The sequence below is a fragment of the Methylorubrum pseudosasae genome, from assembly GCF_029504475.1.
Lineage (GTDB): Bacteria > Pseudomonadota > Alphaproteobacteria > Rhizobiales > Beijerinckiaceae > Methylobacterium > Methylobacterium extorquens.
Genome location: NZ_JAQGDU010000002.1, coordinates 1,394,347 through 1,419,857 on the forward strand (window position 1 = coordinate 1,394,347; position 25,511 = coordinate 1,419,857).

The 25,511-nt window shown below is 66.7% G+C and carries 21 protein-coding genes and 1 tRNA gene; 5 read left to right on the top strand and 17 right to left on the bottom strand.

The genetic code is table 11. The annotated features are described in order from the left end of the window. Window positions 1-9: 9 nt before the first annotated feature. The 9 genes from M2437_RS07530 to M2437_RS07570 all read right to left on the bottom strand — a co-directional run bounded on the left by M2437_RS07530 (window position 10) and on the right by M2437_RS07570 (window position 9,791). Window positions 10-165 (bottom strand): hypothetical protein, encoded by a 156-nt coding sequence (locus tag M2437_RS07530; protein WP_277570242.1) that lies wholly within the window; start codon window positions 163-165, stop codon window positions 10-12. 245 nt (window positions 166-410) lie between these two features. Beyond that, window positions 411-1,295, bottom strand: a complete 885-nt coding sequence (locus M2437_RS07535; protein ID WP_253387006.1) for an SMP-30/gluconolactonase/LRE family protein — start codon at window positions 1,293-1,295, stop codon at window positions 411-413. A gap of 108 nt (window positions 1,296-1,403) precedes the next feature. Then, entirely contained in the window at window positions 1,404-2,306 is a 903-nt protein-coding gene (locus M2437_RS07540) for an NAD(P)/FAD-dependent oxidoreductase (RefSeq protein ID WP_253387007.1), read from the bottom strand. A gap of 72 nt (window positions 2,307-2,378) precedes the next feature. Continuing rightward, window positions 2,379-2,714, bottom strand: a complete 336-nt coding sequence (gene grxD, locus M2437_RS07545) for a Grx4 family monothiol glutaredoxin (protein ID WP_003601035.1) — start codon at window positions 2,712-2,714, stop codon at window positions 2,379-2,381. A 73-nt stretch (window positions 2,715-2,787) separates the two neighbouring features. Then, entirely contained in the window at window positions 2,788-3,024 is a 237-nt protein-coding gene (locus M2437_RS07550) for a BolA family protein (protein WP_003601036.1), read from the bottom strand. Window positions 3,025-3,051: 27 nt separating this feature from the next. Next, a complete protein-coding gene (gene purL / locus M2437_RS07555) occupies window positions 3,052-5,277 on the bottom strand; it encodes a phosphoribosylformylglycinamidine synthase subunit PurL (RefSeq protein WP_253387008.1) in 2,226 nt (741 codons plus the stop codon). Between the two features lie 190 nt (window positions 5,278-5,467). Next, window positions 5,468-6,652 (bottom strand): hydrolase, encoded by a 1,185-nt coding sequence (locus M2437_RS07560; protein WP_253387009.1) that lies wholly within the window; start codon window positions 6,650-6,652, stop codon window positions 5,468-5,470. Window positions 6,653-6,795: 143 nt separating this feature from the next. After that, on the bottom strand, window positions 6,796-8,997 hold the full coding sequence (gene recD2, locus M2437_RS07565; RefSeq protein WP_253387010.1) for an SF1B family DNA helicase RecD2: 2,202 nt from the start codon (window positions 8,995-8,997) through the stop codon (window positions 6,796-6,798). Window positions 8,998-9,104: 107 nt separating this feature from the next. Continuing rightward, a complete protein-coding gene (locus M2437_RS07570) occupies window positions 9,105-9,791 on the bottom strand; it encodes a hypothetical protein (RefSeq protein WP_003598308.1) in 687 nt (228 codons plus the stop codon). A 315-nt stretch (window positions 9,792-10,106) separates the two neighbouring features. Between M2437_RS07570 and M2437_RS07575 the strand changes: the two genes are divergently transcribed. Further along, complete coding sequence (locus M2437_RS07575) at window positions 10,107-10,445, top strand: hypothetical protein (RefSeq protein WP_253387011.1); 339 nt, start codon at window positions 10,107-10,109, stop codon at window positions 10,443-10,445. A 58-nt stretch (window positions 10,446-10,503) separates the two neighbouring features. Here the strand turns inward: M2437_RS07575 and recQ are convergent, their stop codons facing one another. Then, on the bottom strand, window positions 10,504-12,351 hold the full coding sequence (recQ, locus tag M2437_RS07580) for a DNA helicase RecQ (RefSeq protein WP_253387012.1): 1,848 nt from the start codon (window positions 12,349-12,351) through the stop codon (window positions 10,504-10,506). 110 nt (window positions 12,352-12,461) lie between these two features. On the opposite strand from recQ, the gene M2437_RS07585 reads away from it, so the two are divergent. Beyond that, on the top strand, window positions 12,462-12,686 hold the full coding sequence (locus M2437_RS07585) for a type II toxin-antitoxin system VapB family antitoxin (protein ID WP_012605194.1): 225 nt from the start codon (window positions 12,462-12,464) through the stop codon (window positions 12,684-12,686). A gap of 3 nt (window positions 12,687-12,689) precedes the next feature. On the opposite strand, the gene M2437_RS07590 is transcribed toward M2437_RS07585, so the two are convergent. From M2437_RS07590 to rpsT, 5 genes are all read right to left on the bottom strand, one after another. Continuing rightward, a complete protein-coding gene (locus M2437_RS07590) occupies window positions 12,690-13,301 on the bottom strand; it encodes a LysE family translocator (RefSeq protein ID WP_253387013.1) in 612 nt (203 codons plus the stop codon). A gap of 7 nt (window positions 13,302-13,308) precedes the next feature. Beyond that, window positions 13,309-14,466: a DNA replication/repair protein RecF gene (gene recF, locus M2437_RS07595; protein WP_012751942.1), complete on the bottom strand. Its 1,158-nt coding sequence runs from the start codon at window positions 14,464-14,466 to the stop codon at window positions 13,309-13,311. Window positions 14,467-14,506: 40 nt separating this feature from the next. Continuing rightward, window positions 14,507-15,628: a DNA polymerase III subunit beta gene (gene dnaN, locus M2437_RS07600; protein ID WP_253387014.1), complete on the bottom strand. Its 1,122-nt coding sequence runs from the start codon at window positions 15,626-15,628 to the stop codon at window positions 14,507-14,509. A gap of 322 nt (window positions 15,629-15,950) precedes the next feature. After that, on the bottom strand, window positions 15,951-17,456 hold the full coding sequence (dnaA, locus tag M2437_RS07605; RefSeq protein WP_003598298.1) for a chromosomal replication initiator protein DnaA: 1,506 nt from the start codon (window positions 17,454-17,456) through the stop codon (window positions 15,951-15,953). Between the two features lie 809 nt (window positions 17,457-18,265). Beyond that, entirely contained in the window at window positions 18,266-18,532 is a 267-nt protein-coding gene (gene rpsT, locus M2437_RS07610; RefSeq protein ID WP_003598297.1) for a 30S ribosomal protein S20, read from the bottom strand. Between the two features lie 282 nt (window positions 18,533-18,814). Here rpsT and M2437_RS07615 point away from each other — a divergent pair. From M2437_RS07615 to M2437_RS07625, 3 genes are all read left to right on the top strand, one after another. Next, window positions 18,815-18,889 (top strand) — tRNA-Thr (locus M2437_RS07615). Window positions 18,890-19,045: 156 nt separating this feature from the next. Next, a complete protein-coding gene (locus M2437_RS07620) occupies window positions 19,046-20,785 on the top strand; it encodes a tyrosine-type recombinase/integrase (RefSeq protein WP_253387015.1) in 1,740 nt (579 codons plus the stop codon). Between the two features lie 175 nt (window positions 20,786-20,960). Further along, window positions 20,961-21,800 carry a hypothetical protein gene (locus M2437_RS07625; RefSeq protein WP_253387016.1) on the top strand — a complete coding sequence of 280 codons (840 nt, stop codon included), beginning with the start codon at window positions 20,961-20,963 and terminating at the stop codon, window positions 21,798-21,800. A 91-nt stretch (window positions 21,801-21,891) separates the two neighbouring features. Here M2437_RS07625 and M2437_RS07630 read toward each other — a convergent pair whose 3' ends face one another. Both M2437_RS07630 and M2437_RS07635 read right to left on the bottom strand, forming a co-directional pair. Then, a complete protein-coding gene (locus tag M2437_RS07630) occupies window positions 21,892-24,411 on the bottom strand; it encodes a S8 family peptidase (RefSeq protein WP_253387017.1) in 2,520 nt (839 codons plus the stop codon). Further along, complete coding sequence (locus tag M2437_RS07635; protein ID WP_253387018.1) at window positions 24,362-25,393, bottom strand: AAA family ATPase; 1,032 nt, start codon at window positions 25,391-25,393, stop codon at window positions 24,362-24,364. Before M2437_RS07635 ends, M2437_RS07630 begins: the two co-directional genes overlap by 50 nt. Between the last annotated feature and the right edge of the window lie 118 nt (window positions 25,394-25,511).

The window sequence follows — 25,511 nt, forward strand, 5'->3', positions numbered from 1 at the left end:
ATCGGTCTGTCAGTCCACCGGTAGGATATCGGCGCGCTTGACGGCAGCGAGCGTCGTGCCCGGCACGGCGGGTGCCAACTCGGCCAGCATGGTCGCCCGCTCAAGGCGCATCCGACCGCGCTCAAGCGCCTCCTCCCGAGCCTTCGGCGTCGGGCGGAGAATCATGGCGAGAAGCGCTTCGCTTTCGCCATGCTCGGTCAAATACTTCCCATCGAAGACTGGCATGACCTGTTCCAACCCTCGGTGAGGGCATGCGGCTTACGAGCAAAAGCTCGACCGTGCGTGAAGAACCAACAAAACGGGGATAAGTTCCGCCAGTTCTTCAATCTTCACTGCGTCTTCATATTTGCGCCGCAGCAGACCTTACGGCGGTGCGAAGCCGCACACCAGACTGACAATAGTCGTACAACTCAGGTTTGCGGCAGCGCCAAAAGATTAGCCGGGAAGCCACGAAAGCCCGTTTCGACTTTGTAGAGGTGCCCCGCCATCGGCTCGAGCGTCGGATCGCGGCCGCGAAGACAGGTCGTGACGTAGAGCGTCGAGAGGTCGTCACCGCCGAACGCGCATTTCGTGACGAGCGGTGTCGGCATCGGGACGACGTACGCGACGTGGCCGTTGGGGTCGAAACGGGTGATGCGGCCCGCGCCGTAATGGCAGATCCACAGGTGATCCTCAGCATCGAGCGTCAGGCCGTCCGGCTTGCCCCAGCCCTCTTCGAAACGGATCAGCGGCCGCGCTTCGCCGATCCACCCGTCCTCGAGAGCGTGAACCTGCACGATGCCGTTCGCCGTATCGATCGTGTAGACGCGCCGTCCGTCCGGGCTGACGACCGGACCGTTGGTCACGGCGGCACGGCTGCCGAACGTCTCGACCCGTGCTCCGTCCCAGCGGTGGAAGCCGCCGGTCTCCGCCTCCTCCGCATCGTCCATGCTGCCGAAATAGAGCCAGCCATCCGGCCCGGCATTGCCGCTGTTGAGCCGATTGCCCGCGGGGTAGTCGTCCGGACGAACGAGCGGCGTCCGTGATCCGTCCGAGAGCTGCAGGGCGGCGACACCGGACTTGAACCCCGCGACGACGCGGTCCGGATCGGGCGTCAGAACGGCGAAGCCGATCTTCTCGTCGAGCGGGAGCCGCACGGTCTCGCCGGTCGCCGGCCAATGCCGCCAGATCGCCGGGTTCTCGATATCGACCCATAGCAACGACCCGTCGCGGGCATCCCAGACGACCTCCTCACCGAGGGTGCAGCCGCAGGCGACCGCAACGCGCGGCGTGTGGGGATGGACGGGTGGGGTCATCGAGGCTCCGGCACGCTGAAGGGCGGGATCTTCAAACCCCGCCTCGATCAACGCGCCCCGCCGGCGCTTTTTCCCTCATCGGATGGGGCCAGCTCGAAACCTGCGGTTCTACCGGGTCGCTTCCGCGACGAACTCGGCATTGATGGCGAAGGCGGCCATCGCGCCCTCCGCGGCGGCCACGACGGCGAATTGCACGCGGCGCGACGCGTCACCCGCCACGTAGAGACCGGGCACGTTGGTCTTCTCGTATTCGCGGGTCGGAACCACGCTGCGGGTCTCGTCGAGTTCGCAGCCGAGTTGGGTGATGAGCGGGGAGGGGCTGCAGGCGAACGGCATCAGGAAGAGCGCCGTGCAGGCGGTCTGGCTGCCGTCGCGGAAGCGGAGGCAGGTCGGCCGCGATCCGTCCCCTTCCAACCGTTCGATCTCCGCCTCGATCACCCGCACGCCGTTGCGGGCGAGGCGATCACGGTCCTTGTCGGACAGATCGCCGTCGTGACCGCTCGTGCAGAGGGTGACGTCCTGGCTCCAGCCGGTCAGTTCCAGCGCCAGCCCGCAGCCGCCATGCCCGCGGCCGTAGACGACGAGCGGGCGGTCGCGAACCTCGAAGCCATCGCAATAGGGGCAGGAATGCACGCCCGTGCCCCAATAGGTCCCGAAGCCCTCGATCTCGGGGATGTCCTGCGCCAGACCGGTCGCCAGGATCAGACGGCGTGCCCGCTCAACGGTGCCGTCGGCCTGGATGATGGTGAAGCCGTCGGCGTCACGTGCGGCTTCCGTCACCGCGACGTCGCGGCACTCGACTGTCTCGTACCGGTCGAGGTCGGCCCGGCCCTTTGCGCGCAGATCGAAGGGCGGGGTGCCGTCTCGGGTAAACAGCCCCCAGGTGAGGGGCGTCGCGGCGTTGCGGGGCTGGCTCGCATCGCAGAGCAGAACCTTGCGACGGGCCCGGCCGAGGATCAGGGCGGCGTTGAGCCCGGCCGGGCCGCCGCCCACGATGATGACGTCGTGCATGCTGATCTCCCGGCAAACCCGCCGGGGATCAAGCCTCGTGATCGCGAAAGAGTTTCGCGAAAGTGCCGCCGCTTAGGCGGCGCTCTTCACCGGCACGCCCTTCTCGGAGAGGAACTGCTGCAGCTCACCCGACTGGAACATCTCGCGGGCGATATCGCAGCCGCCGACGAATTCGCCCTTCACGTAGATCTGCGGGATCGTCGGCCAGTTCGAGAAGGCCTTGATGCCCTCGCGCACCGCCATGTCGTCGAGGACGTTCACGCCCTTGAACGGGACGCCGAGGTAGTTGAGGATCTGAACGACCTGACCCGAGAAGCCGCACATCGGGAATTGCGGCGTGCCCTTCATGAACACGACCACGTCCTGCGAATCGATCTCGTTCTTGATGGTGGAGTTGACGTCGGTCATCGCACGGTCCTCGTTGTCGCTTCGTCTCGGTCGGGTGTCAGATCAGACCTGACCGTCTAATTTCAAGGTCGGCTCAATCCTGCGGGACACCCGTGGTCAGCGCAAGAGCGTGGAGCACGCCCCCCATCCGTCCCTGGAGCGCGCCGTAGACCATCTGGTGCTGGGCGACGCGGGTCTTGCCCTTGAAGGCGGCGGAGATGACGGTCGCCGCGTAGTGGTCGCCGTCGCCCGCCAGATCCTTGATCTCGACGTGCGCGTCGGGCAGCGCCTCGCGGATCATCGACTCGATCTCGCGCGCATCCATCGGCATGGGGGCTCTCCGCTCGCTTTCGTCTCGTTACGCCGCAGGTGCGGCCGGCTGGCTCGCCATGTAGGCGGGGAACCAGCCCTCATGCGCGGCCTTCAGCTCGGCCACGGATATGGTCTCTTCGCCCGGCAGCACCAAGCTGTCGCCCGTGACGATGCCAACGGTCGATGCGTCGATGCCCTGCGCCGAGGCGCTGTAGAGAAGGTCAGCCGCCGCCTCCGCGGGAACCGCGATCAGGTAGCGGCCCTGATCCTCGCCGAACAGGTAGGCATGAACCGGCACGCCCTCCGGCGCCGCCGGCAGGGCCGCGCCAAGGCCGCCAGCCATCGCCATCTCGGCCAAAGCCACGGCGAGGCCGCCGTCGGAGAGGTCGTGCACCGTGTCTGCGATGCCGGAGACGATGAGGCTGCGCACGAAGTCGCCGTTGCGGCGCTCGATCGCCAGATCGACCGGCGGCGGTGCGCCCTCTTCGCGGCCGGCGATCTCGGAGAGGTAAAGCGACTGGCCGAGCCAGCCCTCGGTGCGCCCGATCAGCACCAGCACATCGCCCTCGCGCTTGAGCGCGACCGTGGCATGGCACTCGACATCATCGATGACGCCGACGCCGCCGATGGTCGGGGTCGGAAGGATGCCGACGCCGTTGGTCTCGTTGTAGAGCGAGACGTTGCCGGACACGACGGGGAAGTCGAGGGCGAGACAGGCTTCGCCGATGCCCTTCAGGCAGCCGACGAGCTGGCCCATCACCTCGGGCTTCTCCGGGTTTCCGAAGTTGAGGTTGTCGGTGATCGCGAGCGGGCGCGCGCCGACGGCCGTGATGTTGCGCCACGCTTCCGCAACCGCTTGGCGTCCGCCCTCGACCGGATCGGCTTCGCAGTAGCGCGGCGTCACATCGGTGGAGATCGCCAGACCCTTCGGTCCGTCCTCGACCCGGACGATGGCGGCGTCGCCGCCGGGCTTCTGCACGGTGTTGCCGAGAATGAAGTGGTCGTACTGCTCGTAGACCCAGCGCTTCGAGGCGAGTTCGGGCGAGCCGACCAGACGCTTGAGCGCCTCCGCGTTCGGCACGCTCGCCTCGACGCTTGCCGCAGCGATCACCGGCTGATGCGTGTTGGCAATGTGTGGGCGGTCGTAGAGCGGCGCCTCGTCGCCGAGTTCCTTGATCGGCAGGTCGGCGACGGTCTCGCCGTTGTGCTTGATGACGAAGCGCAGCGTATCGGTGGTGTGGCCGATGACCGCGAAATCGAGGCCCCATTTCACGAAGATGGCCTGCGCCTCGGCTTCCATGCCGGGCTTGAGCACCATGAGCATCCGCTCCTGGCTCTCCGAGAGCATCATCTCGTAGGGGGTCATGCCCTCTTCGCGGGTCGGCACCTTTTCGAGATGCAGCTCCACACCGAGATCACCCTTGGCGCCCATCTCGACCGCCGAGCAGGTGAGGCCGGCCGCGCCCATGTCCTGAATCGCGATGACGGCGCCGGACGCCATCAGTTCCAGGCAGGCTTCGAGCAGGAGTTTCTCGGCGAAGGGGTCGCCGACCTGCACGGTCGGCCGCTTCGACTCGCTCGACTCGTCGAACTCGGCCGAGGCCATGGTGGCGCCGTGGATGCCGTCGCGGCCGGTCTTCGAGCCGAGATAGACGATCGGGTTTCCGACGCCCGTAGCGGCGGCGTAGAAGATCGCGTCGGTGCGGGCGAGGCCTACCGCCATGGCGTTGACGAGGATGTTGCCGTCGTAGCGCCGATGGAAGCCGACGAGGCCGCCCACCGTCGGCACGCCGAAGGAATTGCCGTAGCCGCCCACGCCCGCGACGACACCCGAGACGAGGTGGCGGGTGCGCGGATGATCCGGCGAGCCGAAGCGGAGCGCGTTGAGCGCCGCGATCGGCCGCGCGCCCATGGTGAACACGTCGCGCAGGATGCCGCCGACGCCGGTCGCCGCGCCCTGGTAGGGCTCGATGAAGCTCGGGTGGTTGTGGCTCTCCATCTTGAAGACGCAGGCGAGGCCGTCGCCGATATCGATCACGCCGGCATTCTCGCCCGGCCCCTGGATCACGTGCGGACCGGAGGTCGGCAAGCCGCGCAGGTGCTTGCGCGAGGACTTGTACGAGCAGTGCTCGTTCCACATCGCCGAGACGATGCCGAGTTCGGTCAGCGTCGGCTCACGGCCGACGAGGGCGCGGAAGCGCTCGTACTCGTCGGGTGTCAGGCCGTGCTGGCGCACCAACTCGGGTGTGATCGGAACATCGTTGCGAAACATCCGAAGGCCCTGTCCCAAACCGTTGCCGCAGATCGATCCGATCCCTCAACCGGAACCGGTCGATGGCAAGCCGAACGGGCTTGCTGCGACGAAAATGACTTCGCGCATCGCTCTAGAGCGGATCAGGACCGGCTGCAAAGGGCGCACACAGCCATGGTCGGATTGCGCACAAGCCGTCTACGCCTTTTCCCTACGTAAATTCGGCGCTGGCCGTCACAGGCCGCTGCGTCCGGCACCGTTCCACCGCCGCGTGGACGGGCTCCGGCCCGGCGACGAAGGCGACGTAGTCGAAGGCCTTCCGCTCCCGGCTCGACATCAGAAGCTGGAAATGCATGCGAAACAGGTTCCAGCGCCGCCGCGCCACGAGTGCCGGCTCGATCAGATCCTCGATCTCGACGCGCATCACCGCAAAGCGGCCGGGGGGCGGGGCCGGCAGGCCCGAGGCGCTGACCGGGTCGCGCAAGTGAATCGAGAGCCAGTCCCAGCTCGCTCGGATGTCGAGCCAGCCGATCGCCGCATCGCCGCCGATCCGGCCGAGGGAGCCCCGCGCCTCCTCGGCCAGCGGGTCGAGGGTGAGCCAGGGAATGACGCTGCCGATGGTCACGAGCGTCACCGGCGTGCCGCGCCGGCCGAATTCGGGATCGGCCTTCAGGATGCGGTCGAGGCACTCGAAGGCGAGGAAGCTCGACGAGGAATGGCCGATCACCACGATCTCGGAGGCTCGCCCCTCCGCCGCGCGGATGCGTTCCGCCCAGGGCCCAAGGCGCTCGCGCATCGCCGTTTCGCGCCCAGAGGCGTGGTCGTGGGTGAAGGCGGTGTCATCGACGAGATGCGTGACGTAGAGCGGCTTGCCCCGGGTCAGATGAGTCACCAAAGCCAGGATCGCGTAGGCGAGCAGCGGGACGAGGGCGATGCCGGCGAGCGTCGGCAGCGCGGCGAGCGGTGTCAGCGTCACCGCCGCAACGGCGAGGGCGAGGCTCGCGAGAACAAAGACCAGATAGAACTGGTGGACGCTGACGATGACCCGATAGAAGCGGCGCGCCTCGCGCTGGAACTTCCGCAGGTAGCCGGAGCGCCAGAGCCGCCACCACAGACCCGGCAGGCTCGCGAGCCGGCGCAGGTTGGAGCGGGGAAACCGGTCGCGGACGATATCGTCCCAGCGCAGGAGGCTGTAGCGCACCCGCGTTGCTTCCCCCTCGACCTCGCTCTCCACGTCCCAATCGAGGCTGATGCCATCGGCGGACCGGACGGGGTCGCCGACCGCGATCGCCATACCGCGCCGTTCGGCCGTGATGCGGCTCTCGCGGCGGAACAGACCCCAATAGGTCTCGGGTTCGCGGGGATCGAAACCGGGCAGGTAGAACACCTGCCGCACCGGATGCGCGTCTTCGGATTCAGGAATGGCGGACCGCCGTTTGTCTCGACTGAAAGCGGGGCGTGCGGACGACGCGCCCCCTCATGCGCTGCCTACACGATGCGGCGGGGCCGGGGCGAGGGCAAAACACCGACAGCCCGGCCTCAGGCGGCGTCCAGCCACTCCCGCAGCTTGGTCCAACGCCGCCGCGAGGTCCCTTCGCGGACCGCCATCGCAAGGGCCCGGCGCTGGCCGATCAGCACGACGAGGCGGCGCCCGCGGGTGACGCCGGTATAGAGCAGGTTGCGCGCGAGCATCGTGCGATGCTGCGTCACCACCGGGATCACCACGGCCGGATATTCCGAGCCCTGCGCCTTGTGGATCGTCGTGGCGAAGGCCGGCACCAGGGTGTCGAGTTCGTTGAAGGGGTAGATCACCGCGCGACCGTCGAAATCGACCACGAGCGCTTCGTCCTCCGCATCGATGGCACTGATCGTACCGAGGTCGCCGTTGAACACGTCGCGGTCGTAGTCGTTGCGGGTCTCCATCACCCGGTCGCCGGGCGCAAAGCGCCAGCCGAAGCGCTCGACCTCCGCCGAGGGCGACGGATTCAACACGCGCTGAAGGGCGTTGTTGAGATTGCGGCTGCCGAGCGAGCCGCGGATCATCGGCGTCAACACTTGGATGTCGCGGGTGGGATCGAGGCCGAAGCGGCGGGGGATGCGGCGGGTGACGAGTTCGATCAGCGTCTCCACGCCCTCGTCCGCGTCCTCGATCTCGACGAGGTAAAAGTCGCTGTCTTCGCCCTTGGCGGGCGCGGCTGGCAGCCGCCCGGTGTTGATGCTGTGGGCGTTGACGACGATCCGGCTCTGCGCTGCCTGACGAAAAATCTCGGTGAGACGCGCCACCGGCACCGTCCCGGAGGCAATCACGTCGGCCAGCACCTGTCCGGGTCCGACCGAGGGAAGCTGGTCGACATCACCGACGAGGATCAGGCCCGCTCGCTCCGGCACCGCCTTGAGGAGGGCATGCATCAGCGGCACGTCGACCATCGAGGTCTCGTCGATGACGAGGAGATCGCAATCGAGCGGATTGTCCTCGTTGCGCTGAAAGCCGCCATTGCGCGGGTCGATCTCCAGCAGGCGATGGAGCGTGCGTGCTTCCAGCCCGGTCTGCTCGGCCATGCGCTTGGCGGCGCGGCCGGTGGGGGCGGCGAGCAGCACCCGTACGCCCTTGGCGGTGAGGATGCGCAGGATCGCGTCGAGGGTGCTGGTCTTGCCGACACCGGGGCCGCCGGTGAGAACGCAGAGCTTCGAGCGGAGCACCAGCCCGACCGCCTCGGCCTGCGAGGCGGACAGAGTCTTTCCAGTCTTCGCCTCGACCCAGGGCCTCGCCAGAGCGAAGTCGATCGCGGCCCAGGGTGGCGGGCCGGCGGCGCGCTCGGCCAGCCGCATCGCGATGACGCGCTCGGCGCCGTGCAGGCCCTTGAGGAACAGGCAGGGCTCGCCGCCCAGCGTATCCGCGACGACCTCCCGGCCCTCGCGCAGGACGAGCGCCGCGGCGAGCCGGACGAGATCGGACGCGACGTCGAGAAGCTCGGCGGCGAGGCGCACCAGCCGCTCGACGGGAAGCCCGCAATGGCCCTCATCCATCGCCGTCTGGAGTGCGTAGGAGACACCGGCAGCAAGCCGCTGCGGCGCGTCGCGGGCGAGGCCGAGGCGCAGGGCGATGGCGTCCGCCGTGCGGAAGCCGATGCCGCGGATGTCGCGGGCGAGCCGATAGGGATCCTCCGCCATGATCTTCAGGGAATCCCCGCCATAGGTGCGGAAGATCCGGGTCGCCCGAGCGGTGCCGACGCCGTGGGCGTGCAGGAAGATCATGATCTCCCGCACGGCCTTCTGCTCGGCCCAGCCCTTGACGATGCGCGCGGCGCGCTTGCGGCCGATGCCCTCGACCTCGGTGAGGCGGGCGGGCTCGGCTTCGATGATCTCGAACACCGCCTCCCCGAAGCGGGCGATGATGCGCTTGGCCATCATCGGGCCGATGCCGCGCATCTGCCCGGATGCGAGGTAGCGCTCGATGCCCTCGATCCCCGTGGGCGGCGTCACTTGGAGCGTGTCGGCGCGGAACTGGAGGCCGTGCTCACGGTCCGTGACCCATCGCCCGGAAGCCGTCAGCCACTCGCCGGCGGCGATGGCGGGCGCATGGCCCACCACCGGCACGAGGTCGCGCCGTCCGCGGGCATGGACCTTGAGGACGCAGAAGCCGGTCTCGGCGCTGTGGAACGTCACCCGCTCGACCGAGCCGGCGAGCATGTCGAGGGACGCGGCACCATCGACGGCCGAGGAGCGGAGGGGCGTATTCATGCGCTCGATCCGTCATGGTTTCGAAAGGACAAGTCCTTTCGCGGGTCCAGGGCAGAGCCCTGGGATACGCCGCCCCCTCGCCGAAGGGCTTGCCCTTCGGAATCCCCTTACGCAGCGCGGCTGCCGCGTCCGCCCTTCTTGGCCGGCGGCCAGCCGAGCGCCCGGAGGCGGGCCTTGGCGTAGTCGCGCACCTCCTCGCGGGTGCCGTGCGGCATGGCGTTGAGGATGCCCTGCGTGCGCTCGTCGAGCATCAGGTCGGTCACCGCGTTGATCGATTCCGCCTCGTCGATCAGGCGCTTGAGGTCGGCCTCCTGCTCCGTCACCTCGTCGAAGGCCGGTGGCGCGTCGAAATCCTCGTCCACCGCGCGGATCGCCATCGGCTGGTTCTGGCGGAACTCGTCCGCCTCTTCCTCGGAATAGACGAGGCCGTGCAGCTCGATCAGCTTGAGGATCACCCGGTCCTTCGCCCGCTTCTCGGCCATGGCGTAGACATAGGCCGCCTGCCGGCCGGAGACGCGATAGTTCACGTTGACCAGCGCCTCGCCGATCGACCACTCGACCCGCTCCTCGCCGGCCTTCTCGCCAGGCATGTGACCGGTGACGAGGATCACCGCCTCGTCGCGCTCGCTGCGCAGCAGGGTCGGCGGATCGAAGCGGATCTTCGTGTGAGCGGCGATCCGCTCCAGGGTCTTGTGGTAGATCACGGCGGTGCCCTGCACGCGCCAGACGTTGCCCGCGAAGGGCTCGCCAAAGCGCACGAGGATGTCGGCGATCTGCTTGTCGGCTGTTCTCATGGTGCGTCCCCAGACTGTGGACAGGGCCCGTGAGCGGGAGCGCGCCGCTCTCTGCGACGGCGGATGTTCGCTATATGTTCTCTTTGTGGATAATATGTGGATAACTTTTTCCGATGCAAACCGCGGGGCCTGCGGCGGGAGGTCGCGATACCGCAATGCGGTTCGCCCCGACGGAATTCAGTGAAGGCATAAGGCCGTTGCGCCGAGCCCAATCAAATTTTGGGACGTTTCGTCAATCCGCGGTCGTTTCATCAATTTACGGATGGATACAGATATGACTTTATCATTGGATCGAGTCTAAAAGCTGGATCTAAAATGATTAAGTCTATTTTCTCCGCCGCTTTAGTCGGATTTGTTGCCATTCCCTCTGTGGCGGTGGCGAGCGACTATGCCTTCAAATTGCACAACCGTGCGGAAGGCTATTCCATTACCGGGTTCTATACGTATCAGAATGGACGCTGGAGCCGGAATTGGATTGGCGGATCGATCAATCCCGGACAGTCGGCGTCGCTGGACTGGAACAGCAACGATGGCGACTGCGTCGTGCCGTTCCGCGTGAAGTGGCGTGACTACGGCTCGGACGATTTCAAGCTCGATTGGTGCAAGGGCGTGTCCAACGTCTACATGAAGGACAAGGGCTTCACCTACGATTGATCCCTGCTCGCATGGGGGGCAACTAAGGGGGCAACGCGCGAACGCGCGCTGCCCTCGGTCAGCCGGCCCGCTTCGCGTCGGCCAGGAATTCACGGATCGTGTCGGTGAAGCGCTCGCCATAGGCCTCGCGCTTGCGCTCACCGACGCCATGGACGGTTCGGAGCGCCCAGAGATCGACGGGTTTCGCGCGCGCCATCTCGATCAAGGTACGGTCGGGAAACACCATGAAGGCGGCGATGCCTTCCGCCCGCGCGATGGTGGCGCGAAGGCCCCGCAGGTGCTGGAACAGCGCCTCGTCCGCCTCGCTCAGCGCATTCGCCTCGTCGTCGCGCGGCGTGGCACGGCGGCTCCTCGGCTCGGCCTTCTTCGGCTCCGGATCGGGCCTGACCTCGATCGTTTCGCGGCCGAACAGGATCGCCTCGCCCTTCTCGGTCATCACGAGGCCGCCATAGCCGTCAGTGTTCTCGGCCACCGCTCCGGCCGCGAAGAGCTGGCGCAGCAGGGCACGCCACGCCGCCACGGGCTTGTCATTGCCGACGCCGAAGGTTTTGAGCGCGGCATGGCCGTTACGGCGGATGGATTCGCTCTCCTTGCCATGCACCACGTCGCAGACATAGGCGGCACCGAAGCGCTGCCCGGTGCGGACGATGGCGGAGAGCAGCTTCTGGGCCGCCACCGTCCCGTCGATGAGGGAGATGCCGCCGCGGCAGAGATCGCAGCGCCCGCAGCGCTCGCTCGCCTCGCCGAAATAGCCGAGCAGCGACTGGCGGCGGCAGGCAGCGCCCTCGCACAGGGCGATCATCGCCTCGAGCTTGCGCCGCTCGACCCGGCGGCGCTCCTCCGAGATGTCCTTCTCGTCGATCTGGCGGCGGCGCAAAGCCATGTCGTCGAGGCCATAGAGGGTCAGGGTATCCGAGGGCAGCCCGTCGCGGCCGGCGCGGCCGATCTCCTGATAGTAGCCCTCGATGTTGGTCGGCATGTCGGAGTGACAGACGTAGCGCACATCCGGCTTGTTGATGCCCATGCCGAAGGCGATCGTGGCGGTCATCACCACGCCGTCCTCCTGCAGGAAGGTGTCCTGGTTCCTCGCCCGCGTGCCCTGGTCGAGCCCGGCATGGTAGGGCAGGGCGTTGAAGCCGTCCCCCTTGAGCGTGTCGGCGAGCTGCTCCACCCGCTTGCGCGAGGAGCAGTAGATGATGCCGCTCTCCGCGCGGCGGTCGCGCAGGAAGCGCTCCAACTGGCGGGTCGGGTTGTCCTTGGGCTGGAAGGTCAGCCGGATATTGGGCCGGTCGAAGGAGTGGACGAAGGTTCTCGGGGGGCGTCCCGCCGGGAACAGCCGCTCGGCGATCTCGGCGCGGGTCGCAGCATCGGCGGTGGCGGTGAGCGCCAGGGTCTGCACGTTGCCGAGCGCCTCGCGGGCGCGGGCGATCTCGCGGTATTCGGGGCGGAAGTCATGGCCCCATTGCGAGACGCAGTGCGCCTCGTCCACCGCGAGCCGCCGCACGCCGGCCCCGCGCAGGGCCTCCATGCAGCCGTCCATCAGCAGACGTTCCGGCGAGACGAACAGCAGGCGCAGCTCGCCGGAGCGGATCTTGCGCCACGTCTCCCGCGACGCCGCCTCCGCGATCGTCGAGTTGAGGGTCGCCGCCTCGATGCCGAAGGCGTGCATCTGCTGCACCTGATCGTGCATCAGCGCGATCAGCGGCGAGACCACGACGGTGAGCCCGGCATCGACCAGGGCCGGCAACTGATAGGTCATCGACTTGCCCGAGCCCGTCGGCATCACGGCGAACACGTCCGTACCGTCGAGCACGGCGCCGATCACCTCGTCCTGGCCGGGACGGAAATCGTCGTAGCCGAAGGTTTTTTTCAGCGCGGCGCGGGCCTCGTCGAGGCGTCTGGACATGGTGTCTCGATGGCTGGATTCTGGACAGGACCGCGAGGCGGAGCGTGTCGGTTCAGGTCGATGCCGAGCCTACAACGGCAACGCGACGGCTGCAGCCGAGACCTGAGACCATGCCCCTGACAATCGACGACGAGACCGACCGGGTCGCCGAGCAGTTGGCGGCTCGGTTGCGGGTTGGCAAGATCGAAGCCATGCGTGTGGCGCTCGCCAACGAACTGCGCCTCCGTGAAGCGTCGCTCGCGGACGACGTATCGCCTCCGCCGGGACACGACAGGACTGAGGCAACCGGGTCAGGGCAGGAGGGTCAATTCGGCCTGACCTCCGAACCGGGGTGAGCTTCACCGCACCGCGACAGCGATGGCTGCCCCCGCCATCACCGTGCCGGCGCCGCGATTGATTGCCCGCCGTGCGCCGACCGAGACGAAGAGACGTCGAACCCGGATTGCGGCAACCGCGTAGGCGGTGAGCGTAGAGCAGAGGACGGCCACGATGGTCGCGGCGATCTCGATCATTCCGAGCAGCGTCAGATGCTCCAGATCGATCACGGTCGGCAGCAGCGCGAGGAAGAACAAGACGACCTTCGGGTTGCCGAGCGTCAACGCCAAGCCACCGAGGAAGAGCCGCGGCCCGCTCTCGCCGCGCACGGGCTCACCCGAGACGGGCTCGACCGGTGCAGTCCACGCACGCCACGCGAGGTAGGCGAGATAGGCTGCGCCGAGGTAGCGGATGCCGATGAAGAGGGCGGCAAAGCTCTGAGCGAGCAGGGCGAAGCCGGTCGCTGCGATCGAGAACCAAAGCAAGTCGCCGACGAGGAAACCCGCGATGAAGGCGGGAACGCCGCGGGTTCCACGCGCCAGCACGCGGGCGACGAGGGCGAAGACACCCGGCCCCGGTGAGGCAACCGCAACCGCGTAGACGGCAGCAAAGAGCGCGAGGCTCGACAGCGGCATTGGCGTTTCAACCGACGTCCGACGCGACGATGCGCCCGTCTGCAATGTTGACCATATCGGCCCGGCCTTCCAGTTCGGCGAAGAGGGCCGGGTCGGCGCCCGTCATCCAGACCTGCCCCTCCAAGGCTTCGAGCGCATCGAACAGCCCGCCGCGGCGGCGCGGATCGAGATGCGCGGCGACCTCGTCGAGGAGGATGAGCGGCGCAAGCCCGCTCATCGCGCGCACCAGGCGGGCATGGGCGAGCACGAGGCCGATCAGCAGGGCCTTCTGTTCGCCGGTCGAAGCCGTGGCGGCGGGCACGTCCTTGGGGCCGTGGCGCACGACGAGATCGGTGGTCTGCGGGCCGATCAGGGTGCGGCCGGCGGCGCGGTCGCGGTGGCGGCCCTGCATCAGCGCCCGGCGAAAGCGATCCTCCGCCTCCAAAGCCGGCCAGACCGCGACGAGATCGTCGAGGTCGCCCTCCAGCCGAAGCGAGGCCCAGGGGAAGGGCGCCGCATCGTCCCTTGTCTCGGCGATGAGCCGATCGAGGCGCTCCACCGTCTCGCGCCGGGCGAGCGCCACGGCGACGCCGAGTTCGGCCACCTCGCGCTCGACCGCATCGAGCCAGCGGCCGTCATCCGGCCGCTCGTCGAGCAGGCGGTTGCGCGAGCGCAGGGCCCGCTCCATCGCCGAGACGCGGGCACCGTGGCCGGCATCGACGGCGAGCACGAGCCGGTCGAGGAAGCGGCGCCGGTCACCGGCCGCGCCGCGGAACAGCCCGTCGAAGTCCGGCGTCAGCCAGACGATCCGCAGGAATTCGGAGAAGGCGACGGGGGAGGGGGCGTTCGCGCCGTCGATCCGGCAGACCCGCGTGCCGCGCCCGTCATAGCCCGGCGGCTCGTAGCCGGACCCGAACCGGTGCTCGGCCTCCGACGCTTCGAGCGTCGCCGACACGGCGAATCCGCCCGGTCCGCCGACCCGCGCCATGGTCGCGAGATCGGCCCGGCGCAGGCCGCGACCGGGGCAGAACAGCGAGACCGCTTCGAGGATGTTCGTCTTGCCCGCCCCGTTCTCGCCGACCAGCGCCACGAAGCGGCGGGTGGTGGCAAGATCGAGATCGACGTGGTTGCGGAAGTCGCGGGCGATCAGGCGGGTGAGGCGGGGGCCTCCCGGCAGTATGTCCATGTGAGCGATATATCCGATCCGGCCGCGGCCGGAAGCGGACTCACACGCGCATCGGCATCAACACATAAAGCGCCGGGGCGCCGTCGCGGTCCTGGATCAGCGTCGGCGAGCCCGGATCGGCAAGCTTGAACAGGGCGGTATCGCCCTGGAGCTGCGCGGTGATGTCGAGCAGGTAGCGGGCATTGAAGCCGATATCGAGGGCGGAGGCCTCGTAATCGACATCGAGCTCCTCGGTCGCCGAGCCGGCATCCGGGTTGGTCACGGACAAGGCGAGGCGTCCCTCGCTCACCGCGAGCTTCACGGCGCGGCCGCGCTCGGAGGAAATGGTCGAAACGCGGTCCACCGCCTTGGCGAAGGCGTCGCGCTCGACCGTCAGGCGCTTGTCGTTGCCGGTGGGAATCACCCGCTGATAGTCGGGGAAGGTGCCGTCGATCAGCTTCGAGATCAGGATCACGCCGCCTGCAAACGTCAGGCGGATCTTGGCCGGGGACAGCTCGACCTGCACGCTGTCACCGCCATCGTCGACGAGCTTCTGGATCTCGGCGACGGCTTTGCGCGGCACGATGATGCCCGGCATGCCGCGGCTGCCCTCGGGCGCATCGGTCTCGACGCGTGCGAGCCGGTGCCCGTCGGTCGCCACCGCGCGCAGCTTCAGGGCACCCTCGACCTCGAGGGTATGGAAGTAGATGCCGTTGAGGTAGTAGCGCGTCTCCTCGGTGGAGATCGCGAACTGCGTCTTCTCAATGAGCTGCTTCAGCTCGGCCGCCGGAATGGCGAACGAATGCGGCAGCTCGCCCGCGGCGAGATCAGGGAAATCGCCCTCCGGCAGGGCGCCGAGCGCGAAGCGCGAGCGGCCGGAACGGATCGTCATCTGGCCCGTCTCACCGGAGGTCTCCAGCGAGACCTGCGCGCCCTCGGGCAGCTTGCGAACGATATCGTAGATGACGTGGGCCGGCACCGTGGTGGCGCCGGCATCGAGCACGTCGGCGGCCACGGTCTCGGTCACCTCGATATCGAGGTCGGTCGCCTTCAGCTGGAGGCCGTTCTCGCCGGTGCGCAGCAGGACGTTGGAGAGGATCGGAATCGTGTTGCGCCGCTCCACCACCCGGTGCACGTGGCCGAGCGATTTCAGGAGGGCCGCGCGCTCGACTGTGACTCTCATCGGAAAACCCGTCGTCTCTTGAACAATCGGCCCGCCCGCGGTCGATCAGGCCGGATAAGGATATCGCCCACCCAACGCCCGTTCGACCATCGCGACCGGAGAAACGGTCGACGACCGGACGTTTCGCGAGGCACTCCGAAGCGGAACGGGGCCGGCAGCTTGGCGAAGCGCCCCCACGAAGGCAAGGGCGGCCTTCGCACTGTCCCGCCCCGCGACGGCGCACGGCTCGGGAGGGCAGCCCGGACCGGGCAGGATCCCCGGCCGAGATAAAACTTCCTCAAGGCGAGACCGGGACGCACCCGGTCCCGCCCAGGGCAGTCTCTCAGTCTTGGAGCATGCGTTTCAGCAGCTCGACCTCATCGCCGAGCACCGCATCCTCACCGATCTGCTTCTCGATCTTGCGCACCGCGTGCAGCACGGTGGTGTGGTCGCGCCCGCCGAAGCGACGGCCGATCTCGGGCAGGGAGCGCAGGGTCAACACCTTCGACAGATACATCGCGATCTGGCGCGGTTTCACCACGGCGGCGGTGCGGCGCTCCGACAGGATGTCGGAACGCGAGACGTTGTAGCGCGAGGCCACCAGCTTCTGGATGTCCTCGATCTTCACCCGCTTGGGCTCGCGGTTCTTCACGAGGTCGCGGATCGCGGTCTCGGCGGTCTCCACCGTGACCGGCGCGCCGGTCAGGGTCGCGTGGGCCAGGAGCCGGTTCACCGCCCCTTCGAGGTCGCGGCCATTGGCCGTGATCGCCCGGGCGACATAGGCCGACACGGCCGGCGAGACCTCGAAATTTGGGTGGCTCTGGCGCACGGCATCGAGCCGGGCGGAGAGGATCGAGGCACGAAGCCCCTCGTCGAGCCCGCCGATCTCGACGACGAGACCACCGGCGAGGCGCGAGCGCACGCGCTCGTCGAGCGCTTCCAGCTCCGTCGGCGGCCGGTCGGAGGCGACCACCACCTGACGCCCCGAATCGATCAGCGCGTTGAGGGTGTGGCCGAACTCGGTCTGGATCGACTTGCCCTGGATGAACTGCACGTCGTCGAGGATGAGCAGGTCAATCGCCCGCAGGCGCTCCTTGAAGGCCAGCGCGTTCTGCGTCTTCAGGGCGTTGACGAAGCCGTACATGAAGCGGTCGGCGGTGAGATAGATCACCCGGCGGCCGGCCTCGCGGGCGGCGTGGCCGGCCGCATGAAGCAGGTGCGTCTTGCCGAGGCCCACGCCGGCATGGACGTAGAGCGGGTTGTAGAGCGCGCCGTCGCTGTCGCTGCGGGCGATTCGCTCGGCGGCGGCATGGGCCAGCGCGTTGGAGCGGCCCACCACGAAGTTCGCGAAGGAGAGCCGCGCATCGAGCGGCGCGCCGTTGAGATCGACCGAGGCCGAATCGCCGCGGGGCGAGGCGATCTCGGTCTCGATCATTGGGCCGGGCCCCTGGAGGGCGGCAGGCGTCGCGATCGCGTGGAGACGGTTCAGCGGCCCGCTCGTCGCGTTCGGCTTCGCCGGCACGCCGGCAGTCGGCCGGGCCGGGCCGGAGGGGCCGCGCACGCCGACCTCGATACGGCTGACGCCATCGGCCTCGGCGCGGAAGGTCGTCAGCACCCGGTCGATGTAATGCGATTCGATCCAGCTCTTGAGAAACCGGGTCGGAACGGTGAGGCGGGCGACCCCCCCGTCCACAGTCTCCAGTTCGAGGCGGGCGAACCAGCTTGCGAAGACGTCCTCGCCAAGCTCCGCCCGCAGCCGCCGCTTCACCCGCGTCCAGGCGGCGGGAAGATCGACGCTTCCTCTGCCGTTTCCGCCATCGCCGTCCGACATGCTGCCGTCGAGGTGCATCACCGTGTCTCCTCGCATCCTCAGCCGGCGGACCGGAGGGGACGCGTACGCATACGCCACACGAGAGGAGGCGCCGCCCGATCGGGGCGGCGCCGAGAGTGGCCGCGACGCTGTCAAGAGCGGCGTCGCGGCCCATCGCTAAAGATGGCTGTGTATCAACAATCCTCTATCGTTCTCCTAACAGCGGGACGATCGGGGAAAACATCTTCGCGCCCACAGAGTCGTCAGGCCGGGACCGAAGAGTCGAAGGCCTGCCCGCAACTTGGGGACGACTCTGGGGGTGCCGGTGCTGAACTTGTCGAGCCGCTCGACCGGCAACGTTTTGTTAAGCTACACGGCCGGTGTGGCACCACGCAATGGAAAGCACTTTCCGCATGGTTAACGAAACCTTCACGGCGCCCTGAACAGGCAGGTGCAAGCGTGGATTCGGGATAACCCGGCGCGAACTGTGGAGAAGCATCACCGGTCGGTGCACAACCGCGACCGATCGAACCTCGGCTTGGTGCCTGATCCGGAGCACGGCGAGGCCCGCTTGGCTGAGCGTTTCTCACCGCCCCTTCGCTGCGCGGCCATCCCTAGCGTGGAGACGATGGGCAATCGGGGGCTTCTGAGCACGGATGGCGCCAGAACCTTGCGGGGAGGGGGAATTCCACCGCGCAGCCATGACCGGCTATGGCCGTGCACGACGATTCGCGCGGCCCGCGGGCACAAAAAAGCCCGGCCTGAGCGGCCGGGCTGAATGCAGCATCATATCGAGCGGGGCTCCCTAAAGCCTTCCATTCGGAAGGCCGGGAGCCGTCGCAGTCCGATCAGGCAGCGATGGCCTTCACGCGGGCGGCTAGGCGGGAAACCTTCCGCGAAGCATTGTTCTTATGAACGATGCCGTTCTGGGCAGCGCGCATGATCTCCGGCTCGGCGGCGCGGAGGGCGGTGAGGGCCTGGCCCTGATCGCCGGACGCAATCGCCTCCTCGACCTTACGGACGAAGGTACGCATCCGCGAACGGCGCGAGCGGTTGATCGCCGTACGCTTGGCGATCTTGCGGGTCATCTTCTTGGCCGACACGGTGTTGGCCATGGGGCATCCTCGTCTGGTCGTGGCGGCAAGAACTCGGCCCGGAGCATCCGGTGTCGGTCAGCGCAGCCTGATGATAAGCAAAGGCGAAAAGACCGGGCGCAATGCTGCGGCCGGACGTGGTGGCTGCTCTATAACGACACCCCCATGGTCCGTCAACAAATCGTCACGCCACCGCTCGATCTTGCCGCTCACGCATTTTGTGCGACGGAAGAGCGTTGCCAAGCGAAATTCGATCGGCTAATGCCCCTCCAGTCCGGCGGCGGCACCGCCCCCCGGCACCGCGCTGCGGTAGCTCAGTGGTAGAGCACCTCATTGGTAATGAGGAGGTCGAGAGTTCAATCCTCTCTCGCAGCACCATTTACCCCCTTGATCCTGTTAAAAGTCGTTGCGCTGTAAGCGCTTTCGTCCAACGTGACGCTACAAAGCGCGCTCCAACGCGTGCGGCTCACAGAGGATCGAATGGCGAAGCGGGTTCGGTATCTCCTTCGACGTGGCGACGGCTTTTGGGCTCGCATGGCTGTGCCTGCCGAACTCCGGCAGATCGTCGGTAAGCGGGAACTGCTAGCGCCACTCGGGCCGAACCAGCGAATCGCCGAACGTGACATTCACGGCGTCGTAGCCGTCTTCCATCAGACGCTAGCCGACGCCCGTGCCAAGCTCGAACTCTCAGCGTTGCCGCCTGCCCGGAGCCGTCCCCGGCCGCTGACGCTCGCCCAGATCGCTCATACGCACTACGCCGAGGAACTCGACCTCGACCGGCGCCTACGTGAGGGCGGGCAGCACATGCCCGAGTGGCCAGTTGAGTGGAAAGTCCGCGTCGACGGGCTCCCTGCCGAGGTGGAAGTCCCCGCCGAGGATGAGCCGGCGAACGTGGGCTCACTCAAATCGCCGCTAACGCTCTATCAGGAACGCGCCGCCCGCGAATGGGACGAACGAACTCAGCCAAACGCGGGCAGTCGGTCGGGCTTCAAGGCCCCATCATTGAGCTACCGACAACAGCAGGTCCGAGAACTCCGACGCATCGCAAGTGGCCACAGCAAAGACGACCACGAACTACAGGCCGTCGTCGGGTGGGCGATCGAAAAGTTCGAGGCGCGCGGCAGCACGGCCGTTGAATTCGGCACCGAGGAGTGGCGGAAGCTGGGACGGCTCCTGGCGCAGGTTCAGCTTGAAGCCCTCAGAGCAACGATCGAGCGCGATGACGGCAGCGAGCCCGCATCGCCCAAGCTGCCGATCCTGGCCGAGCCGCCTAATACCGGACAGGTCGTTCCGATCCGTCCGCGTGGACCAGCGCTTCCGCTCCTCGACCTACTCGACGGCTACCTCCGGACGAAGCAATCGCAGGGGAAGGGAGCTGAGGCCGAGCGCCGCTGGAAGCCGGTCTTTAAGGCGCTCGTGCGCCATCTAGGACACGACGACGCCCGGCACCTTACAAAGAGCGACATAATGGGTTGGCGGGACCATCTGCTTGAGAAGGAGGGACTGGCAGCGAAAACGGTTCGGGACGTGCATCTTGCCTCACTCCGCGCGGTGCTGGGTTGGGCCGCTGACAATGAGAAGATCCCGGAGAACCCGGCCGCGCGCGTGCGCATCGACGTGGAGAAGAAGGTCAGCGTCCGAGAGCGAGGGCTCAACGATGCTGAGGCCGTCGCGGTCCTCAAGACAGCGCTCGCCTACCAGCCACCCGCCGCGCACTCACCGGCGACCCGTGAGAGCAGCTACGTGACCGCAGCGAAGCGCTGGCTTCCCTGGCTCTGCGCACTGACCGGCGCCCGCGTCGCAGAGATGGGTGCGATTCGGGTGCAGGACGTCATCACCGATAAGGGCATCATCTACATTCGCATCACGCCAGATGCAGGCCCCGTGAAGTCCGGACAATATCGCGACGTCCCTGTGCATTCCCAGCTTGTCGAGTTGGGGTTCCTCGACTTCGTGAAAGCCGCAGGAGACGGGCCGCTCTTCTATGATGCGGCCAAGCATCGGAAGGAGGATGCCCAGCATCCGTCCAAGATCGTCGCCGCGCGCGTCAGCACATGGGTCCGGTCCCTCGGGCTGATCGACAAGGCCGTAAGCCCGTCCCACGGGTGGCGACACCGCTTCAAGACGGTTGGACGCGAGGCGGAGATTAGCGACCGCGTGCTCGACGCCCTGCAAGGGCATGCGGGGCGGACTGCTGGCGACAACTATGGCGACGTCACGCTCAAGACCCGCGATGCGGCGATCCGCAGGATGCCCACCTATAGCGTTGAGTGAATGTGCTCGAATGCGTGCTCGACGGCCGCGTCGAGCAATTGTGCAGATCGTCGGAGATCGACCGAGATACCAGACGCTCGCGGTCACTGTCGCTTCTTCATTGCCCGCGTTCCGTCCACGAAATGAGCGGTCGGGGCCGCTATAATGCTCGCATGAGACCAAGTGCGAGACCGACGTGAACGCGAGCGTAGACGAATCATTCAAGCGTCAGTCGATCGTGATGGACTTCCTCACGGGCGCCATCAGTGGCGACGAAGCGAGGTTCAGCGCGGCGCTCGCGGCCCTCAAATGGGCCGGAGCGTTCCGCGAGGCGTTCGAGAAGCTGGTCAGCGTCGGTGCGGTCCACCCGCGCATTCGACCTGTCTTTCGCGAGTGCTGGCGCCGCATGAAGGCCGAGAGCTACGCGCGTTTGGATACCGGAGCGCAGGCGCCGCCTCCCGACTGGCATCTGGAACGCGACCTCTGCGACCGTCCCCACCTTCTGGCTGACGGCTTGAAGCTCCTGATGCCGACGTCCGAGCCTCGCCAGTGGCCGTTCGCGCTGTATCGCGGACAGCGCCTCGCGGACCATCAGGCTGGCAGTCACGGCGTCTGGTGGGCGCCGTGCCCGGTCTACGCGGAGATGTTCGCCAGGATGCCAAGCCGTCTGGGCAGTGAGGCCGGAGCGGTCGTCGTCGCCTTCGACCCTCACGCTGCGATCATCGGCGAGATCGACGGCGAGTATCTGGTCGATCCCCGGCTGCTCGAAGACGTTCAGCTTGTCGCTGCCCTCCCACTCCACCGGAACCACAAGGTGGACGACCTGAAGCACGCATTCGCCATGACCGGCATCCCGGATGGGTTCGACGGCGACGGGCTTATCGAGTGGCTGGACCTCGGGATGCCCGTAGGAGGATTGCCGGCCATTCGCGCTCGACGCGTCGAGTTCATCGAGAAGGTGACGCTAGTCCGCGTCCCTCGCCAGGACGAAGCACCTTCAATGAGCAGATGCCGTGGCAATGTGATGCGTAACTAAGTGCAGCGGGTAGACTCCCCCACATCACTATGAGCTGCGCAAAAAAGGCAACTCTCGCGCGAATCAAAATTTGAGCATAAGAGTTCTACGATCATGCCCCAGCAACGACTCCGGCGCGCGGCCTGACCCGCGCCTGAACCTCGTCGTAGATGGCGACCTCGCCCGCCATGGCCAAAGTCACGGCGAGGCCGAAGGCCACCGGCTCGTCGATGGGAGTGCCCTGATCGGGATCGCGTTGGACGATGAGCGGGACAGTCATATTGGCACCGACCGCAGGCGCCGCGTCGCCGCTCCAGCAGCGCGAATAGATGGTGCCGCGATTGGTTTGGTTGTGATCGGGCTGCAAGCGGTGACTGCTGACGGCAAGCGCCGCGAGCTCACTGGGCTCAATGAGTTTCAGCCGGCAGTTGCGATAGCTCTTACGCCCAGGCGCGACCGGCGTGAACCATGCGAGCGTCGCAGATAACATGTGCGGACGCGCCTTGCCGCCGATTGCGAGTGGTATCGGCACATCGACGGTGACCGTGCGGTCGCGCATCAGCGTGCCAGTCGCAAAAAAGGTGGCACGATCCGCCGCGCAGGCGACGGCGTCGTCGCCGTCAACGCAGCCAAAGCCGAGGAAGCGACGGATGTTATCCTTTTGTCGAGGCGCTTGCCCACGTCCATGTGGGCCGACAGTGCTGCGGATGAGCGCGGCAATGTCCTCGGGCCATCGAGCCGGATGAACAAGGAGCGCCTTCATCAGCACAGCGCGGCTTATATGCGGAAGGCGCAAAAAATCTTCGCCATAAGCCGTTTCAAGCGCGTCGTGGATGCGGTGGCAGGTGCGTGAAGCAAGCGCAGCCGCCGCGCTGGTGCCGTTAGTGTAGCCGTCGAGATTTTCGCGCCCATCGCGCGGTGGCGCAGCAACCTTGAGGCCAGCGCCGCGAGACGCTCTGCTCGGTCGCACCTCGATATTTGCGTGATTGCGCACGACTTGCATATGTTCACGGGCGCCCGGCATGAGAATGTCAGGCTTGACCGAGCGCGCGAAGCCAGGACCAAGCGCGCTTGATGGATTGGCGGCGGCGTGATCCGGATAGGGATCGATGAACGCGCGGGCCAGCGCGCGTTCGGCAAGCGGCACTGCATCAGTGTTGCAGGAACCGACAGTCACGCCGTTGACAGTTTCGGCTGGCGAGAACAAGCGCCGGTCGGCCATCACGGCGGTGAGGGCGGTAATCATAGAAGTAGCGCGGTGCGCGCCGGAGGCGCCTTCATAAGCGATGCTGGTTGGGTAAGCGCTGATGCCGAAGGTCTCGGTCTGGTTGCCCGCGCTGACTATGAACAGCAGGCCGAGTCGATAGGCGAGCCGGTCGAGCAGCCGGGCCCAGGGCGAAAGCTGGCCATGGAAGGGCCGGCGGCTGTTGCCGAGCGACAGGTTGACGATGAGGATGTTGGGACGTTGTTCACGCAGCCGCGTCACTGCCAGGAATATGAGGTCGATGACGAGCCGGTCGGTGGGAAAGGCATCGCCGCTGCCCATCACAGGGACTACGTGGATCTGGCGGGGCAACGCGGCTTCAGCACGATTGCGGTCGCCATGGACGATGAGTGAGGCCATCGCAGTGCCGTGCGCACGCGAGGCGACGAGCGCGTCGCGCTCCAGATCAAACAGATCATTTAGGTCGATATGGGCAGCGAGTAGGCGGTGCGCTGCGACCGGGACACCGTCAAGCAGCGCGAGAATCGGCTCACCGAGCGGACGCGATTCGGCTAAGTCACCATCGGCTTCGAGCCTATCGCCGATGTCCACCGTCGTTGCCGCGCTCTGCGGGCGGATGTGCATAATCGACTCTAAACCGGCGATGCCACCTAGATTCCGCTCAATGATCTCACGGACCGTCGCCACGGGGATGTCGGCGAGTAGTGCGTGATAGGCGATATCGACGATGCGTGCGTCAGACCGAACTTGGCCGCCTCGCTCCCGGATTGCTGCGCGGACGTCGGCTTCGGCCTCGGCAGCCATTGCTTCATTGGCGCGGAAGACAAGCTCGACTTCCAAGCGCACGAGTTCATCATCGGCGCGGCCATCAATTTCAGCGGCGAGGATGCCGGCATCACCGGACTGCACGCGGTCGGCTGGTCCCCAAGGGCGCAGGTCTCGCAGCAATCCGAATACATTCGCCCACGGCGTCTCGCCGCGCACGAGTTGACCGCGCTGCCAGCGCCGCCACAGCGATTCAAGGTCACGCAGCGCAGCTATGTCGGGGACGAGCAGATAGGCAGCTGGGTGATCGTCCTCCGCATCGGGCTCCATTTCCTCCTCGTCGACCAATTCAAGGCCGTTGATTTGTGCGATCGCGCCGGCAAACGCGCTGACGCTGCCGCGCAATTCGAAGACCAGCAGGCGCTCCGGCGCGAGGCCAGTGGCGTCAGCGCGGAGCGCAAGCGCGTCGCCACCTCGACCGAGGACTTCCGCGAGCCGGGTGAACTTCGGTCCGAAGGCGGCGGTCTGTCGGGGGCGCGGAAACGGATCAGGTTGCGGAACCGGGCGCGGACGGCCGGTGGGACGCGGTTGATCAGTTCGAGGGGTCAGCCTCAGAAGAGGCTTGGTCGGATCGCTCGGCATTTATGGCTTCAGGCGTTACGCGCGAGGTCCAGAGATCAAGCTCCGACTGTAAGGCCCCATCGACTGATACCTCCCCCAAGCTCAGTATCTCTCGCCGTCGGACGTTCTGGCAGAAATCCAGCGCCTCTGCATAGCTGACCCGACCGAGCTTGACAGCAATCTTTGACAAGGAGAGGCGTGGTCGATGAGGCCAGCTTGATATGATCCGATCGAGGAACACGGTGATGTCGCTGCGCGCGGGCGCGGGCATGGCAAGTCGCATCTGGAAGCGGCGCCAGACGGCGCGATCAAGCAGTTCGCCGTGATTGGTAGCGGCGACAACGATCACGTAACTCGGGAGCTGGTCGAGTTGCATGAGCAGGAAGGAGACGACGCGTTTGATCTCGCCGGTTTCGTGGGTATCACCCCGCTCCTTGCCGATCGCGTCGAACTCGTCGAAGAACAGCACACTCGGCGTTGTGCGGACGTAATCGAACAGCTTGCGTAATCGCGTATTGGTCTCGCCAAGATAGCTTCCAATTAGCGCATCATATCGCACCACGAAAAAAGGAAGGCCGAGACCTTCTGCCACTGCTTCGGCGAAGGAGGTTTTGCCGTTGCCCGGCGGCCCAGACAGCAGAACGCGGTGACGCGGCTCGTAGCCACTTGCGCGCAGCACGTCGGCGCGCCGATGCTCCTCAATGAGCTGGCGGCCGCTCTCGCGTGCCGGGAGCGGCAGGAGAAGGTCGTCGAGCGAGAGGCGCGGGGCAATTTCGAGAATGGCCTCGCGGCCGCTGGCAGTCGCAAGCTGGTGCGCGCTTGCTGTCAGCGCTGGAGGGGTAATCGGAACAGCTGCGAGCGCACGCTGAATGCGGTCGGCGACGATGTTGTGGTTCTTGGCGCGCTCGTCGGCCGCTAGCGCCTCAGCCGTAACGCGCAAGGTGTCGCGATCACCAGCAGCGCCGGCGCGGACCAGGGCAATAAGGAGGTCGCTTCGCGCCATTGCTACCTCAGCTGCCCTCTCGCTCCCACATGTGCGGTCCGAACAATAACTGAAAGTCCTGCCAATGTCCTTCCACCGTCGCGGGGCAAAGTTTCGCTGAACGTGCGCCTTAGTGCAT

Coding starts and splice junctions, on each gene's coding strand:
- recD2 (WP_253387010.1), bottom strand. CDS start 8,997: ATGAATACGCCCCTCCGCTCCTCGGCCGTCGATGGTGCCGCGTCCCTC.
- M2437_RS07540 (WP_253387007.1), bottom strand. CDS start 2,306: ATGCACGACGTCATCATCGTGGGCGGCGGCCCGGCCGGGCTCAACGCC.
- M2437_RS07620 (WP_253387015.1), top strand. CDS start 19,046: ATGGCTGTGCCTGCCGAACTCCGGCAGATCGTCGGTAAGCGGGAACTG.
- M2437_RS07530 (WP_277570242.1), bottom strand. CDS start 165: ATGATTCTCCGCCCGACGCCGAAGGCTCGGGAGGAGGCGCTTGAGCGC.
- M2437_RS07585 (WP_012605194.1), top strand. CDS start 12,462: ATGCCCCTGACAATCGACGACGAGACCGACCGGGTCGCCGAGCAGTTG.
- rpsT (WP_003598297.1), bottom strand. CDS start 18,532: ATGGCCAACACCGTGTCGGCCAAGAAGATGACCCGCAAGATCGCCAAG.
- recF (WP_012751942.1), bottom strand. CDS start 14,466: ATGGACATACTGCCGGGAGGCCCCCGCCTCACCCGCCTGATCGCCCGC.
- M2437_RS07630 (WP_253387017.1), bottom strand. CDS start 24,411: ATGCCGAGCGATCCGACCAAGCCTCTTCTGAGGCTGACCCCTCGAACT.
- M2437_RS07570 (WP_003598308.1), bottom strand. CDS start 9,791: ATGAGAACAGCCGACAAGCAGATCGCCGACATCCTCGTGCGCTTTGGC.
- M2437_RS07575 (WP_253387011.1), top strand. CDS start 10,107: ATGATTAAGTCTATTTTCTCCGCCGCTTTAGTCGGATTTGTTGCCATT.
- purL (WP_253387008.1), bottom strand. CDS start 5,277: ATGTTTCGCAACGATGTTCCGATCACACCCGAGTTGGTGCGCCAGCAC.
- dnaN (WP_253387014.1), bottom strand. CDS start 15,628: ATGAGAGTCACAGTCGAGCGCGCGGCCCTCCTGAAATCGCTCGGCCAC.
- recQ (WP_253387012.1), bottom strand. CDS start 12,351: ATGTCCAGACGCCTCGACGAGGCCCGCGCCGCGCTGAAAAAAACCTTC.
- M2437_RS07635 (WP_253387018.1), bottom strand. CDS start 25,393: ATGGCGCGAAGCGACCTCCTTATTGCCCTGGTCCGCGCCGGCGCTGCT.
- dnaA (WP_003598298.1), bottom strand. CDS start 17,456: ATGCACCTCGACGGCAGCATGTCGGACGGCGATGGCGGAAACGGCAGA.
- M2437_RS07535 (WP_253387006.1), bottom strand. CDS start 1,295: ATGACCCCACCCGTCCATCCCCACACGCCGCGCGTTGCGGTCGCCTGC.
- M2437_RS07590 (WP_253387013.1), bottom strand. CDS start 13,301: ATGCCGCTGTCGAGCCTCGCGCTCTTTGCTGCCGTCTACGCGGTTGCG.
- grxD (WP_003601035.1), bottom strand. CDS start 2,714: ATGACCGACGTCAACTCCACCATCAAGAACGAGATCGATTCGCAGGAC.
- M2437_RS07550 (WP_003601036.1), bottom strand. CDS start 3,024: ATGCCGATGGATGCGCGCGAGATCGAGTCGATGATCCGCGAGGCGCTG.